This is a genomic window from Agrobacterium sp. CCNWLW32 (assembly GCF_037083425.1).
Lineage (GTDB): Bacteria > Pseudomonadota > Alphaproteobacteria > Rhizobiales > Rhizobiaceae > Agrobacterium > Agrobacterium radiobacter.
Genome location: NZ_JBAOJM010000022.1, coordinates 1 through 15,774, shown reverse-complemented (window position 1 = coordinate 15,774; position 15,774 = coordinate 1). Strand labels below are relative to the sequence as shown.

Here is a 15,774-nt window from a genome sequence, read left to right as displayed (position 1 = left end):
GCCTCCAGGGATATCTATTCCAATTTGGCATCAACTTAGCATAATTCCTCACAACAATGGCTCATATTCACCTGTTATAGTGCGTTTTAAGAATGAAGTCGCAATATTTCAGAGGGCCGCACCCGCATGTCCAACTATGTTTCCACCAGCGAGATCCGTGCAGCGTTTTCCAGCGCCATGTCAGAAATGTACCGTGAGGAGGTTCCTGCCTACGGCACGCTGATGGCACTCGTGGCACGCGTCAATGACGAGACGCTGGCTCAAAAGCCTGATCTCAAGGAGCGCCTTTCGGCAACCGACAATCTCGACCGCATTTCCGAGGAGCGCCATGGGGCCATTCGCCTCGGTACTGCGGAGGAACTGGCCACCATGCGCCGCGTCTTCGCCGTGATGGGCATGTCTCCGGTAGGATATTACGATCTTTCGACGGCGGGTGTGCCGGTCCATTCGACAGCTTTCCGGCCGGTCGGTGACGAGGCGCTGAAGCGCAATCCTTTCCGTGTCTTCACATCGTTGCTGCGGCTCGATCTGATCCCCGACGAGGCTTTGCGCACCGAGGCCGCCCGTATTCTGGCGCAACGCCGGATATTCACGCCTGGAGCTATCGTCCTTGTAGAGAAGGCGGAGCGGGATGGCGGCCTGTCGAAAGAGGATGCCGATTGTTTTGTACAGGAGGTGCTGGAAACATTTCGTTGGCATGACAAGGCCAATGTCGATGTGAATATGTATCACCGCCTCCATGATGCGCACCGCCTGATTGCGGATGTGGTTTCCTTCCGTGGCCCGCATATCAATCACCTCACGCCACGCACGCTGGATATCGACAAGGTGCAGGCGCTGATGTCCGCTTTTGATATAGCGCCCAAGGCCGTTGTCGAGGGGCCGCCGACCCGTGAATGTCCGATTCTCTTGCGTCAGACCTCGTTCAAGGCGCTTGAAGAAGCCGTTTTATTCCCCGATGGCGAGGGGGGATGGAAAACCGGCTCGCACACGGCGCGTTTTGGGGAGATAGAGCAGCGGGGCATCGCGTTGACCCCGAAGGGGCGTGGCCTCTACGACCGGCTGCTTGATCAAACGCGAAAGCTGGTTCGCCCGGCTGCCGATGGCTCCAATGCTCGTGAATACGAAGCTGCCCTGGACGGCACATTCGGGGCATTCCCCGATAATTGGGCGCAAATCCGCACAGAAGGTCTGGGATATTTCAGCTACTCGCTGACCCCGAAGGCAACCGGCGCCGAATTCGCCTCTGTTCCCGATCTTGAAACACTCATTGCAGACGGCTTCGTTCGATTCGATCCTGTTGTCTACGAGGACTTTCTGCCGGTAAGTGCGGCGGGTATATTCCAGTCCAATCTCGGTGACGGCGCGCAGCATGAGTTTGTTGCAAGCCCCAACCAGACGCGTTTCGAGGCCGATCTTGGGGCGAGTGTGCTCAACGAGTTCGACCATTACGCCACCATTGAAAAGGCCTCCATCGAGGCCTGCCTTGCAACGTTTTCCAGCCGTCTCCTGGCCGGCTGATCTGCCGCACCGGCAATTTCCCGATTCCCAAACCGGAGTTTTGAACGATGAACATCACCGTTAAATCCGCATCCGTTGCAGAAGAAGCAGCCGCCATTCTCGAACGCCTTGGTGTCGAAAAGTCACTTTATACCGCAGGTGATATGGGTTCGTTTTCGCCGGTCACCGGCGAGAAAATTGCGAAGCTGAAAACCGTAACGCCGGAGCAGGCCAACGCTGCCATCGATAAGGCCGATGACGCATTCCGCCAGTGGCGTCTGGTTCCTGCGCCGCGGCGCGGCGAACTGGTGCGCCTGCTCGGCGAAGAACTGCGTGCCGCCAAGGCTGATCTCGGACGTCTCGTATCCATTGAAGCCGGGAAAATCCCCTCCGAAGGACTTGGTGAAGTGCAGGAAATGATCGACATCTGCGATTTCGCGGTCGGTCTTTCCCGTCAGCTTTACGGCCTGACAATCGCCACCGAGCGGCCGGGCCACCGGATGATGGAGACCTGGCATCCGCTCGGTGTTATCGGCGTTATCTCCGCCTTCAATTTCCCGGTCGCCGTCTGGGCCTGGAATGCTGCGCTCGCCATCGTCTGCGGGAATAGCGTTGTGTGGAAACCTTCGGAAAAGACCCCGCTGACGGCGCTTGCGGCGCATGCGGTTCTTGCGCGGGCCATCAGTCGCTTCGGCGATGCGCCGGACGGTCTTTCGCAGGTGCTGATCGGCGATCGCGAAATCGGTGAAGTCCTCGTGGACCATCAGAAAGTGCCGCTGGTTTCCGCCACGGGCTCCACCCGTATGGGCCGTGCGGTCGGGCCGCGTCTCGCGGCACGTTTTGCCCGCGCCATCCTTGAACTGGGCGGCAATAATGGCGGCATTGTCTGCCCTTCCGCCGATCTCGATATGGCGCTGCGCGCCATCGCGTTCGGAGCCATGGGCACTGCGGGTCAGCGCTGCACCACGCTTCGCCGCCTGTTTGTCCATGAAAGCGTCTATGACAGGCTCGTGCCGCGTCTGAAAAAAGCTTATGGCAGCGTTTCCGTGGGCAATCCCTTGGATGGCTCCGCCTTGATCGGCCCGCTGATCGACCGGCTGGCATTTGACAGCATGCAGAAAGCATTGGCTGAGGCGCGCCAGCATGGCGGCGTGGTTCATGGCGGCGAACGCGTCGATTGCGCTGCTGCGGAGGCATTTTACGTCAAGCCCGCGCTGGTCGAGATGCCGAAGCATGAAGGCCCGGTGCTGGAAGAGACTTTCGCACCTGTCCTCTATGTCATGAAATATAGCGATCTTGAGGCTGTCATCGAATGCCATAATGCTGTTGGCGCCGGTCTTTCGTCATCGATCTTCACGCTCGATATGCGCGAGGCGGAGCGTTTTCTGGCCGCCGATGGTTCTGATTGCGGCATCGCCAATGTCAATATCGGCACATCGGGCGCGGAGATTGGCGGCGCCTTCGGTGGCGAGAAGGAAACCGGCGGGGGCCGTGAATCCGGCTCCGACGCCTGGAAGGCCTATATGCGCCGCGCCACCAACACCATCAACTATTCCAAATCGCTGCCGCTGGCGCAGGGCGTTTCGTTTGATATCGACTGAGGTGTGATTATGACAATTTCCACCGCCATAGTGGAGGCGGGTTTCAGACCTGCCTCAAGGATTGCCTCGGTCGGGGTATCGAAAATTCTCCAGATCGGTGCGCGTGCGGCGGCGATGAAACGCGAGGGGCTTCCTGTCATCGTGCTCGGCGCGGGCGAGCCGGATTTCGACACGCCCGATAACATCAAGCATGCCGCGAAAGCGGCCATCGATGCGGGCGAGACGAAATATACCGCACTCGACGGCACCCCCGCGTTGAAAAAGGCGATCGTCGCCAAATTCAGCCGCGAAAATCACATCGACTACACGCCTGATGAAATCACCGTAGCGACCGGCGCCAAGCAGATATTGTTCAATGCCTTCATGGCGACACTCGATGCGGGCGATGAAGTGATTATTCCCACGCCGTACTGGACGTCCTATTCGGATATCGTGGAGATTTGCGGAGGCGTGTCCGTTCTGATCCCCAGCGATGCGAGCGCTGGGTTCCGGCTGCAGGCAGAGCAGCTCGAGAAGGCGATCACGCCGAAAACCCGCTGGGTGCTTCTCAACTCACCTTCCAATCCCTCCGGTGCCGCCTATAGCGAGGCTGATTACCGGCCGCTGCTCGATGTGCTCTTGCGCCACCCGCATGTCTGGCTGATGGTTGACGACATGTACGAGCACATCGTCTATGACGATTTTCGCTTTGTAACGCCGGCGGCAATAGAGCCGCGCCTGAAAGAGCGAATGCTGACCATTAACGGCGTTTCGAAAGCCTATGCCATGACTGGCTGGCGTATCGGTTATGCTGGCGGCCCGAAGGCGCTGATAAAGGCAATGGCGGTTATCCAGAGTCAGGCGACATCGTGTCCTTCCTCTATCAGCCAGGCAGCCTCCGTCGAAGCGCTCAACGGGCCTCAGGATTTTCTGAAGGAACGGCAGCTGAGTTTTCGCCATCGCCGCGATCTTGTCGTGGCGCGTCTCAATGCCATCGAGGGGCTGGAGTGCCGCACACCGGAGGGGGCGTTCTACACGTTTTCCAGCTGTGCGGGCATCATCGGCAAGGTCACTCCGAAAGGAAAGCGGATTGAGGCGGATCATGATTTTACCGATTATCTGCTGGAAGATGCCCATGTGGCAGTCGTTCCCGGCTCGGCATTCGGCCTCTCGCCTTTCTTCCGTATTTCCTACGCGACGTCGGAAGCCGAGCTGGTCGAGGCACTTGACCGTATCGCCCGCGCCTGCGCAGCCCTGAAGGGCTGAACGCAATGAAACGTGCAAGCCGATGATTCCACATCTCCGGTCCGCTTGCGAAGAAGTGCAGGCTCCCGCCGGTTTCTTTGAGCGTATCATTGAAGCCGGGTTCCGAGGGGATGTAGAAACATCGGCTTCCTCTCGCGCGGTCCTTGCCACCGATAACTCCATCTACCAGATGGAGCCTGCCGGGGTGCTTTTTCCCGAAGATACCGGTGACCTGAAAATTGTTGCCAAGGTACTTTCAGAGCCTGCCTTTCGCAGCATGGTCATTGCGCCGCGCGGCGGTGGCACCGGCACCAACGGTCAGTCGCTGACATCAGGCGTTGTGGTGGATTGTTCCCGCCACATGCGTCGGATCCTTGAGATCGATCCTGTGACGCGGGTGGCTCGTGTCGAGGCGGGTGTGGTCAAGGACCAGCTTAACCGGGCACTCAGACCCTATGGCCTGTTCTTTGCACCGGAACTCTCGACTTCGAACCGCGCAACCATAGGCGGGATGATTTCCACCGATGCCTGCGGCCAGGGATCATGCCTCTATGGCAAGACCTCAGGCCATGTTCGCGGCCTGCGCGTGGTGCTCATGGATGGCTCGGACCTGTGGTCACGCCCGCTGGATAGCGCCGCATTGGCTGAAACGATGGCCCGTGATGACCGGACAGGCGAAATTTACCGCACTGTCGAGCAGATTACCCGCGAAAAGGCCGCCCGTATCCGCGAGATTTTCCCCGATCTCAACCGCTACATGACGGGTTACGACCTTGCCCATGTGCGGCGCGACAATGGTGATTTCGATCTCAACGCCATTCTGTGTGGCTCGGAAGGCACGTTGGCGATGATCGGCGAAGCCGAACTCAATCTGCTGCCGATCCCGGCACATGTGGCGCTGGTGAATATTCGCTATGGCGATTTCAATACCGCGCTGGAACATGGCCGTAAACTCACTGCGCTGAAGGTTGCGTCTGTCGAGACTGTTGACGAGAAGGTCCTCCGCCTCGCGAAGGGCGATATCGTCTGGAACGGCATAGCCCGTTTCTTTCCCGATGATGCGGCCGGTGCAGCCAACGGAATCAATATTGTCGAACTGCTGGCCGATGACGAGGCTGAGCTGGAGCGGCATCTGGCGCAGGTCATTGCAGCGCTCGACATTGACGCCAACCATCGGGGATATACCATTGCCCGTGGTCATGATGATGCCGAAGCGATCTGGGCGATGCGCAAGCGCGCCGTCGGTCTGCTGGGCAATGTCGAGGGGCCGGTGAGGCCGGTGGCCTTTGTGGAAGATACGGCCGTGCCGCCGCAGAACCTTGCGGCCTATATCCGGGAGTTTCGGGCGCTGCTCGATGATGCCGGCGTGTCCTACGGCATGTTTGGCCATGTGGATGCGGGCGTTCTGCATGTGCGCCCGGCGCTCGACCTGACCCGCGATGACCATATGCCGATGGTACGCCACATCAGCGATGCCGTGGTAGCGCTGACCCGCAAATATGGCGGCGTGTTGTGGGGTGAGCACGGCAAGGGCGTGCGTTCGGAATATGTGCCGCAGTTCTTTCAGGACCTTTACCCGGATTTGCAGCGCATCAAGCAGGCGTTCGATCCCGATAATCGCCTTAATCCCGGTAAGATCGCCACACCGGCTTCACAAGCCCTGTTGAAAATCGACGAAGTGCCGCTGAGAGGAAGCGTCGATCGAATTATCGGCAACGAAATCCGATCCGCTTTCGATAATGCCGCTTATTGCAACGGCAATGGCGCCTGTTTCGACTTCGATGAGACCAGCCCGATGTGCCCGTCCTACAAGGCAACGGGCGACAGACGCCTGTCGCCGAAGGGTCGGGCGATGCTGATGCGGGAATGGCTGCGATTGCTTGCCGAAAAGGGAACCGATCCGCGAAAGGAGGCTGCGGCGTTGCGCGTCGGAATTGCGGCCTTGCCGGCATTTATTCGTCGGGCGGCAAACACGCTTAATCCGGCCAACAAAAGCGATTTCTCCCATGAAGTGCGTGAGGCCATGGACAGTTGCCTGGCCTGCAAGGCCTGTGCAGGCCAATGTCCTGTAAAGGTCAGTGTGCCTGCGTTCCGCGCCAGGTTTCTGGAACTCTATTACAGCCGTTATCTGCGCCCCCTGAAAGACCCGTTGGTTGCTGCTATCGAGACCACATTGCCCCTGATGATGCGGGCGCGGCTGCTTTACAATCTTATTGCCGGGACAGAAACGGGCAGGCGGTTCATACATATGGCAGGGCTGACATCGCTGCCGTTGCTGCCGGCCGTTTCGCTTTCAGACCAGGTTCGTCGCCTCAGCGTCCCCACCGCCACCCGCGAGCGGATCAAAAAGCTCACCCCGGCGGACCGGTGCCGGGCGGTGGTGTTCGTGCCCGATGTGTTCACGGCCTCTTTTGATCCGGATGTCGTGCTTGCGGCAGTGAGGCTTGCCCGCAAGATGGGGCTTTTGCCCTTTCTTGCCGAGCCGCAGATCAATGGCAAGGCGTTGCATGTATATGGCTATCTCGGCCGTTTCGAGCGTGCGGCGGCGCAAACGGCGCGTTATCTCCAATCGATTGCCGATCTCAAGGTGCCGCTTGTCGGGCTTGATCCATCGATGACGCTGGCGTTTCGCAGCGAATACAAATCGCTGCCGGGTGCGGCATTAAAGGCCACTGTTCTTTTGCCACAGGAGTGGCTGGCTGCACAAACCGGGCGGCTTCCGGAAACCCTGCCTCGGGAAGAGGGCTCCAGCTTCGGACTGTTGCTGCACTGTACCGAACGCAGCAATATTCCCGCCTCAGGAGGGCAGTGGAAACGGATTTTCGAAGGGTTGGGAATAAGCCTCGATATCATCGATGTCGGCTGTTGCGGTATGGCCGGAACCTTCGGCCATGAGGTGCGCAACCGCGCGATATCCGAAAAGCTTTACGGCATGAGCTGGTCGGCGCCGGTGTCAAATGTAAACGGGAATAATGTGGTCATGGCCACGGGCTATTCCTGCCGCTCGCAGGTGAAGGTGATTGAGGAGAAGTCGTTGCCGCACCCGTTGCAGGTGATAGATCGGCTTATCGGCTCAAAAGACCCATTTTAAAAAAAACCATAGAAGAGGCCCGGGATGATCTTGTCGGACGTTCCAGGAATTCCATTGGAGGACCGGGCGCCGACCAATGCGAGCGTTTCCTCGACGCCTGTCCTGCAACAAAAGCGCCGGTGAACTGCACCGGCGCTCTGGTTTTGTGCTGCGGCTCAGAAGTAGCGAACTTCCTCAGCTTTGATGCTCAGAGGGTCTTTGCCGCGCTTGGTTAGCCACGAATAGACGGGCGGAACGCGATCAGCGATCGATTCGACGTGAATGTCGATCAAGCATGGGCCGGATGTATATGCAAAGGCTTCGGCCAGTGCCTCGTCGAGTTCTTTCGAATTGGTGGCTGTCCAGGCCTTGACGTCAAATGCTTCCGCAATCGCCTGCCCGCGCGGCGGCATAAAATCCACGCCGAAGCACTGGTTGTGGCCCTTCAGGCGGTGAAGCCCCTTGATCCAGCCGAAGGTGCCGTTGTTGAACAGCAGGAGAATGGCGGGAACCTGAAGGCGCACCAAGGTTTCAAGCTCGCCTACCGTCATGCCGAACGAGCCGTCACCGAACATGCCGATCGGCCGCCGGTCCTTGTTCGCAAACCACGCTCCAACTGTGGCTGGCAGCGCAGACCCCAGGCCGCCGAACGCGCGCGGTATGGCAAATCGGGTCCTGCGGTCTTTCAATTTGAGAAAGCGTGTCATGTGCGGGGTTGGCGTGCCCGCGTCGGAATAGATGTGAGCCGGTTTTCCGTAGGCTTCGAGCGCCTCGTTAAAGCAGCGCACCGCGCGTTCGGGGCGCAGCGGAGCGGCTTCGGAGCTCAAGAGCGCTTCGGCATTCTGCCAGAAGTTGGCACGCAACCCGTTCAGTTCATCGACCCATTCCTGCGTCCTTGCCGCATCATTATCAATAGGGGCCATGTCGATGAGGTGTTGGAGCACAAGGCGTGCATCACCCTGTACCGATACGACATTTTCGTAGTTGTTGGCCATGATCTCAGGATCGATATCGATCTGGGCGACACGCTTGTTGAGCGTGATCTTCGGGAAGGTCCAACCGATGGTTACGACCGAACCCATTCTTGATCCGACGAATAGGACAAAATCGGCGTGTTCCAGAGACCAGTTGGCATGCGGATGAAATCCGTTGTCGCCAATGACGCCCACAGCCAGCCGGTGATCATCAGGCATGGTGCCCTGGCCAGTCATTGTGGTGCAAACTGGAATATTCAGGCGTTCAGCGAGCTCAGTGACCTCCGGTCCGGCGCAGGAGCGGTTGACGCCGCCGCCCGAAACGATCAGAGGTTTCTTGCTGCTTGTCAGCATCGACATCACCGCGTCTAGCTTGTCCTGCGGCGGAAGCGTGGGATATGCGGGAAACTGTCTGCATTCCGTCTCGACGTGAAGCGATATCCGCGCCGGGTCTACCTCGGCCAGCAGCATGTCTTCCGGAATTTGTAGGTGGACTGCACCTGGTTTGCCAGAGCACGCAACGCGGAATGCGCGACGAATGATTTCCGGCAGTTTCTCCGCTGATTTCACCTGCACCGACATTTTGGTGATCGGGTCGAACAGGCGAGCGCAATCCAGTTCGGTCAAGACGCCACGGCCTTCACCGGGGAGGGGAATGTCGATCGTCAGCAGAATGACCGGAACCGAAGAGGAATTCGATTCAGCTACCGGAGGCAGCGAATACATGGCGCCTGCGCCCGATGGGCACTCGAAGACGCCGGGCTTGCTGGTAAAGCGTCCATAGGCATCGGCCATGTAACCGGCAGAGCGTTCGTCGCGTGCCATGACGTGGCGAATCTTGTCTTCGCGTTCCTGCAAGGCCTCATAAAGAGGAACGTTGGTGTCCCCCGGTACGCCGAATATCACTTCGACCCCATATCCGATCAGCATGTCCACTAGAATATCTGCACCGCGCACGACGGTCTCCTTTCGCTACTTTAAAATTCAGTCAAAACCTGACGCGGTTTGAGGATGATCACAGTGACCGATCCATGCCGCGGGAGGCATGATGAGATTTTTTCCCAACTTTCATGGCCCGGACGCACTCAGGTGAAACGCCTTGGCGAAAACGCTTCGATACCGGAGGTGGGTACCTTGCCGCTCACCATGTCAGCTACAATTCGGCCAGTGATCGGACCAGACGCAAACCCGACATGCCCGTGCCCAAAGGCATAGAAAACATTGTTCGAACGGGAGGAGGCGCCAATGACCGGCAGACCGTCCGGTGTAGACGGGCGATGCCCCATCCAACGGTCGAGCTTCATCTCCGCGCGTGGCGTCAAGTGATCGTATGTGGCAAGGGCGTGCTCGATCAGAATATCGACACGCTTCCAGTTGGGTGGTGTTTCTACCGATGCCAGTTCGACCTGTCCGGAGAGGCGCAGACCTTGTGATGTCGGTGTATTCGCCATCTTGCCATCGCTTGGCATGACTGGGCGCGAAGGCCCGTTCTCCTCGGAAACAAGAACGCCATGGTAGCCCCTCTCTGCTTCGAGGGGAATCCGGTCGCCAGCCTTGCGTGCGAGTACTTTGGACCAGACACCGGATGCGATCACGGCCCTGTCGCATTCGAGGCGACCGTTATCCGTCTCAACTGCTACCAGTTTGTCGCCGTCGAAAACAAAATCCTTCGCCCGCGCTTTGACAAGACGCGCGCCCCGTACAACTGCGTTTGCAACAATCGCGGCGACGTATGTACCGGGATCGACGCAATGGGCGCCATCTTCCGCCAGAACTCCGAAGGTGTAATGGCTGGAAAGGTGTGGCTCCCGCTCATGCAATTGTTCGGCATTCAATTCCCTCCAGCGCAAACCTGTCATCGATCGTAGATGCCATGACAATTTTTCCGCTTCGAAATTCTGTTTGCCGGGATAAGCGTAGAGCAGGCCTTCCTGTCGAATGAGATGGCCGAGGCCCAATTCTTCAGCCAGTTTGAGGTGGCGTTGCGGGCTGTCTCCAAGAAGGGTTGACAGCGCACGCGCGGTTTTCTCGACCCGGGCGACCGTCGAGCCGGCAATGAGAAACCTCACCAGCCAAGGCAGGAGCTTGAGAATATGCCGCCAACTGATGACGAGCGGACCTTTTGGATTGAACAGATAACTCGGAATCTGCTTCCAGAGACCCGGCATCGACATGGGTACGACCGATGCAGGGCTGATCCAGCAGCCGTGTCCATAGCTGGCGCTCTGGCGCCCACCCGGCTCACCGGCTTCAAGAATTGTAACCTGATGGCCGTCCCGGATTAATTCCAGCGCCGCACTTGCACCCACTATGCCTGCGCCAATTACGATTACGTGCATGTCTATCATTCCCGAGCATTACAGCGGTTAGACGATCGCTGATCGATGGGCGCAAAAATCTGTCTCCTGCTGTGAGCGGAAGTTGGGTTCAACGCTTTTCGATCACTTTAATGGACCCCGGGGCAGAACCGGGATGACCTGTTTTTCAGTTTGCGTGCCAACCAGGACCAGCGAGTGGGCCAATCGGCAAATCAGTTCGGACCAAGACCATTATGGAAATGGCTCAGGAAGGATCGCGTCGCCGGTTGAGCCGGATTGTCGATAACCTGGCGCGCTTCGCCTTCCTCGATGACACATCCGTCACGCATGAAAACCACACGGTCCGCCACATCGCGGGCAAATGCCATTTCATGCGTGACCAGCAGCATCGTCATACCTTCGGCGGCAAGGGAGCGGATCACGGACAACACCTCTCCCACGAGTTCGGGATCGAGCGCCGACGTCGCCTCGTCGAACAACATGACTTCGGGCTTCATCGCCAATGCCCGTGCAATCGCAACTCGCTGCTTCTGTCCACCGGACAAACTGTCCGGATGAGCCATGGACTTGTCGGCGAGCCCGACTTTTTCGAGCAGCCCGCGGGCGATTTCCCTTGCTTCGGCCTTGGATTTTCGCAGAACCGTGATGGGACCTTCCATCACGTTTTGCTCGACGCTCATGTGCGGGAAAAGATTGAAGCTCTGGAAAACCATTCCTGTCTTTGCACGGAAGGCGGCAAGCGCTTTGTCGCCGGGCAGCTTTCGCGTGCTGGAGAAGTCGATTGCTTGATCCCCCACGCGAATGAAGCCCTGCTCCGGAACCGTCAGCAAATTGACACTTCGCAGTAATGTCGACTTTCCTGAGCCGCTGGGGCCGATGAGGGCGACAACGCTTCCTTTCTTCACGTTCAGCGTAATGTCTTTCAGTACCTCGAAGTCGCCGAAGGACTTTTTCACGCCGACAAGCTCGATCATAGTGTGTTCTGACATAATGATAAGCCTTTCGTGATCAGCGGCCTGCGCGCGCTTCAAGCCGGTGGGCGAAGCGTGTCAGCGGGAAAAGGAGGATGAAATAGATGACAGCGATCATCGTGTAGGTTTCCAGCGGCCGATAGCTCGCCGATGTGATCAACTGGCCCTGATAAAGCAGATCAGGAACGGCCAGAACCGACAGAAGCGACGTGTTCTTCAACTGTAGAACGGTCTGGTTCATCAAGGGCGGGATCATTCTGCGAAATGCCTGGGGCAGGACGATCCGAGCCATGAGCTGATGTCGCCGCATGCCAAGCGCGCGTCCCGCATCCCACTGGCCGAGATCGACTGAAATGATACCGCCACGGATGATTTCGCCGAAGAAGGATGCGCCATAAAGTGTCAACGTGATGAAGGCTGCCGAACCCGGAGACAACTCTATTCCGGTCAGGATCGGCAGCGCATAATAGCACCACACAAGCTGGACCAGGACCGGCGTGCAACGGAATATCTCGATGAAGCCCGTGATAAGCGCGCCGAAGATTTTTACGTTCCCAAGGCGAGCCAGGGCAACCAGACAACCGACAATCAAGCCTGAAACCGCAGTGCCAATCGTAAACCCGATTGTATAAAGGACACCCGTCCAGATCAGGCTCTGGTACTGTATGAGAAAATTGAAATCCCATTGATATTGCATATCGTTCCCACTTTTTGTTTTACGCATTTCCGGACGGAAAACCGGCGTCCACTTTTCCTGGAAATGCTCTAGCGCGCTTCACGTATCGAAGCTCCTGCATGAAGCCACCGGCCAAGTGTGAGGATATCGAACACCGGAAGACCAAAACGCTTCGATATCTCCGCTGAAAAAGGCGGCAAGTTTGTACATTCAAATACGAGCGCGCCGATGGAAGGCTGCTTGTCGACGAGATCCTGAACCGTCTGCAATAACTCGTTGCTGAGGGCCTCGCGGTCATAGGGCTTGCCGCCCTCGATCAACTGGTGAAACGCGCCGCCTTTGGGCAGTCCGGCAACCGGAGGAATATCCTTGACGCCTGCTTCCCGGAAATGACGATCCGTTAGAGAGTTGAAATCATATGTAATCACTCCGACCTTCTTTCCAGCGGGAAGAAAGGCGGTGATTTGCGGAATTTGCAGCAGACTGGACGTTGCGACAGGAAGCGTCAGGCGGCTTGCGAGCGCGCTTTGTCGCAGCACCAGGAAACCGCATGATGTCGTCAATGCACAGGCGCCTTCTCTCGCCAGCTCTTCACCGGCGGCCACAAAGGCATCGAGCAACGCCGCATCGTCTTCACCATTGACGATCTTTCTGGCGCTTGCGCCTTTGACAGTTTTGTAGACGACAGGGAATGGCCAGCTTCCCGCGTTGCCCACATCACCCAAAGGACGCTCGAACGTTGTGTCGAGCATCATGATACCAAGCGAGTTGGCCATGATTTCACCGGAAAATACAATGGCCGCCGTGCATGACGCAACGGTAGCTCCTGTTGGAAACAGGGACAGGATCACGGGTGACCCTGTCCACACCCGATCATCAGAACTGAATATCGGCCGGAATATCCTCTTTCTGGACGCCGACCAGATCGAGACTTGAGGTAATCCAACTCGTCACCACGCCGGAAGAGCGATTGAATTCAAGCCAGTTGTCTACAAAAGTCCGGAATCGTGAGCTGTCCTCTGCACGAACGCCAGCACAGGTCGGCTGACGCACGATTGGTCCGGGAACAACGATTTTGCCGACATTCGCGTTCTTCTTGACAGTTACCAGTGACAGCATTGCGACCTGGATGACAGCGTCAGCGCGACCGGTTTGAACCGAGAGCGTCGCCTCGTCAGGGGTCTTCAGCGCGACGAGTGTCGCCTTTGGCAGAACGCGACGGGCAAAAAGATCATGTGTCGATCCGATATCGACCGCAATGCGGATTTCCGGCTTGTTCAGCTCTTCCCAGGTCTTCGGTTCAAGGCCAGGCTTGGCGATAATGGTGAAGGTATTCTGCATGATCGGACGGGTGAATTCGACCACCAGTGCACGTGACGGTGTGGGGCTAAGGCCGAACATGATGTCGATCTTGTTGGCTTGAAGATCGAGAACTGCGTTGCCCCAGGTGGTCTCGCTGATTTCGACTTCAGCCTCGAGCGACTTTGCCAGATCGCGGGCCATGCTCATACAAAAGCCAGACCACTCACCAGTCGCGATATCCTTATGATAATATGGTTCGGTTCCAACGATCCCGGCGACACGCAGCTTCTTACTGCTGCGTATGCGTTCAAATGTTGAGCCAGCAGCGGGCGCCTGTGCGAGTGCAGGTGCAGCAAGCGCGGTTGCAACCGCGCCCGCACCGGCAAGTCCAAGGAGGCTTCCAAAATCACGTCTGTTCATGTCATCCCCTTTTTTACATTATTTGATGGTACTCCTGCTTCGGCGGGTTCCCAGTTATCCGCGTGGCAGTCTCGGCAGCTACCTTTTCCCTTCGGGTTACAGGCACGTTCGCCGGATGAGTCAGTCTTGACGATCTTGCATTTAAAACAAAACATCGAATACTCCACCTTGCATGAGCTTTAGTCATGATGAAGGGGTTGGGCATTGAGGCGGTATCTTCCATCACTTTCGGCGCTGCATGCCTTCGAAGCTGCTGCCCGATATATGAACTTCACGCGCGCCGCTGATGATCTCGGTCTCACGCAGAGCGGTATCAGTCGGCAGATCCGTAATCTGGAGGATTTTCTGGGGACTACCCTTTTTCACCGTTCAGGCCCACGTTTGGTGCTGACGGAAGTGGGGGCCAACTATTATCGCGACCTTGCGTTCACGCTGGACCGGCTTGAGGAAATCTCGATCGATGCGGTTCGGGGCCGTAGTGTGGATTCCTCCCTGATGGTGGGAACGCATCCAACTTTTGCGGCCCGCTGGTTGCCGCAAAGGCTGTCCACGTTCATCTCGGCATTTCCCGACATACCTCTCGAATTCACACTCGCGACCCCTGCGACAGATTTTGAAACGACACGTCTGGACATAACGGTATTGAGGGGGGCTGGCACGTGGCTTCATGCCCGCGCGATTGAACTTTTCCCTGAAAAACTTGCTGTCGTTGCAGCACCCAGCCTCATTCCATTGGGCGAGAAACTCGATCCACTCGATTTTGCGAATTTCCCTATGATACAAAATGCCGGCAGGCCGAGCCTCTGGCTGAACTGGCTGCGTTTTGCCGGATTATCTTATAGCGGTCGTATTCAGGGAATACGATTTAGTCACTATGAGACGATCATAAATGCCGCAGTCAGCGGGCTTGGTATAGCAGTCGTGCCGACGTTTTACATCGAACACGAAATTGCAAACGGGCAACTACATATGCCGTTCGGAGAAGCTACACATTCCGACGATTCCTATTATGTCGTTTACCCTGAAAGAAAAGCGAACAATCCGAATGTTGTGTTGTTCAGGGATTGGTTGATCAGGCAATCTCGTAGATACGGGGAACAATAGAACGATTTCACAAGACAAATCATGATATCCCCACACTGAGATTATCTCAATGCCAGAGCGATTTGTATGGAGATGCAACCGGTTTGTATCAACAGGTCAAAATCGGATTGTACGCTAGAGCGGATCGGCGGTGCCGGTCGCGATGTTGTCCGGCGGATCGTTGCTGTGTTGATGAAGGCGCGGAATTGTCAGTAAAAGTTGACGTGCCCCCATTAAATTAGGCCATTTAGAACTGGAATTTTCCACTTATGATCCCTGGTGGGAAGAAGAGGAGAATTCGATGAAGGTCTCGAAGTTTTCGGAAGCGCAGATCGCATTCGTGTTGAAGCAGGCAGAGGATGGCACGCCGATCGGCGAGGTCTGCCGCAAGGCAGGAATTTCGGACGCGACGTTTTACAATTGGCGCAAAAAATACGCGGGCTTGATGCCCTCGGAGATGAAGCGGCTGCGACAGCTTGAGGAAGAGAATGCCAAGCTGAAGCGGATTGTTGCCGACCTGTCGCTGGACAAGGCCATGCTGCAGGATGTGCTTTCAAAAAATGTATGGTCCGCCCTGTCATTGCAAGGATTTTAGGTTCCGGCGATAGCAGTTTGCGTAAATGTATCCGGCCTCT

General features: G+C 57.1%; 11 protein-coding genes and 1 pseudogene. 6 read left to right on the top strand and 6 right to left on the bottom strand.

What is annotated here, in order from left to right; translation table 11 throughout:
* The first annotated feature begins 126 nt into the window (after positions 1 to 126).
* From hglS to ydiJ, 4 genes are read left to right on the top strand one after another with little or no spacing between them, the layout of a single operon-like run.
* Entirely contained in the window at positions 127 to 1,521 is a 1,395-nt protein-coding gene (hglS, locus tag V6R85_RS25100) for a 2-oxoadipate dioxygenase/decarboxylase HglS (RefSeq protein ID WP_111791479.1), read from the top strand.
* A gap of 47 nt (positions 1,522 to 1,568) precedes the next feature.
* Positions 1,569 to 3,101 carry an L-piperidine-6-carboxylate dehydrogenase gene (gene amaB / locus V6R85_RS25095; protein ID WP_111785198.1) on the top strand — a complete coding sequence of 511 codons (1,533 nt, stop codon included), beginning with the start codon at positions 1,569 to 1,571 and terminating at the stop codon, positions 3,099 to 3,101.
* 9 nt (positions 3,102 to 3,110) lie between these two features.
* A complete protein-coding gene (locus V6R85_RS25090; RefSeq protein ID WP_111785197.1) occupies positions 3,111 to 4,346 on the top strand; it encodes a pyridoxal phosphate-dependent aminotransferase in 1,236 nt (411 codons plus the stop codon).
* 22 nt (positions 4,347 to 4,368) lie between these two features.
* Positions 4,369 to 7,416, top strand: a complete 3,048-nt coding sequence (ydiJ, locus tag V6R85_RS25085) for a D-2-hydroxyglutarate dehydrogenase YdiJ (protein WP_111791480.1) — start codon at positions 4,369 to 4,371, stop codon at positions 7,414 to 7,416.
* Positions 7,417 to 7,571: 155 nt separating this feature from the next.
* Here ydiJ and V6R85_RS25080 read toward each other — a convergent pair whose 3' ends face one another.
* The 6 genes from V6R85_RS25080 to V6R85_RS25055 form a co-directional block, all read right to left on the bottom strand.
* Entirely contained in the window at positions 7,572 to 9,326 is a 1,755-nt protein-coding gene (locus V6R85_RS25080; protein ID WP_111785195.1) for a thiamine pyrophosphate-binding protein, read from the bottom strand.
* 128 nt (positions 9,327 to 9,454) lie between these two features.
* Positions 9,455 to 10,708 (bottom strand): NAD(P)/FAD-dependent oxidoreductase, encoded by a 1,254-nt coding sequence (locus V6R85_RS25075; protein WP_111785194.1) that lies wholly within the window; start codon positions 10,706 to 10,708, stop codon positions 9,455 to 9,457.
* 191 nt (positions 10,709 to 10,899) lie between these two features.
* Positions 10,900 to 11,676, bottom strand: coding sequence for an amino acid ABC transporter ATP-binding protein (locus V6R85_RS25070; RefSeq protein ID WP_111793151.1), 777 nt, complete (start codon positions 11,674 to 11,676; stop codon positions 10,900 to 10,902).
* A 19-nt stretch (positions 11,677 to 11,695) separates the two neighbouring features.
* Positions 11,696 to 12,355, bottom strand: a complete 660-nt coding sequence (locus V6R85_RS25065) for an amino acid ABC transporter permease (RefSeq protein WP_111785193.1) — start codon at positions 12,353 to 12,355, stop codon at positions 11,696 to 11,698.
* A 68-nt stretch (positions 12,356 to 12,423) separates the two neighbouring features.
* Entirely contained in the window at positions 12,424 to 13,110 is a 687-nt protein-coding gene (locus V6R85_RS25060; protein WP_111785192.1) for an aspartate/glutamate racemase family protein, read from the bottom strand.
* 100 nt (positions 13,111 to 13,210) lie between these two features.
* Positions 13,211 to 14,056: a transporter substrate-binding domain-containing protein gene (locus tag V6R85_RS25055; protein ID WP_111785191.1), complete on the bottom strand. Its 846-nt coding sequence runs from the start codon at positions 14,054 to 14,056 to the stop codon at positions 13,211 to 13,213.
* 204 nt (positions 14,057 to 14,260) lie between these two features.
* Here V6R85_RS25055 and V6R85_RS25050 point away from each other — a divergent pair, with 204 nt between their 5' ends.
* Complete coding sequence (locus V6R85_RS25050; protein WP_111785190.1) at positions 14,261 to 15,160, top strand: LysR substrate-binding domain-containing protein; 900 nt, start codon at positions 14,261 to 14,263, stop codon at positions 15,158 to 15,160.
* Between the two features lie 280 nt (positions 15,161 to 15,440).
* Positions 15,441 to 15,698: pseudogene (locus V6R85_RS25045) on the top strand (transposase); the annotation flags it as partial.
* Between the last annotated feature and the right edge of the window lie 76 nt (positions 15,699 to 15,774).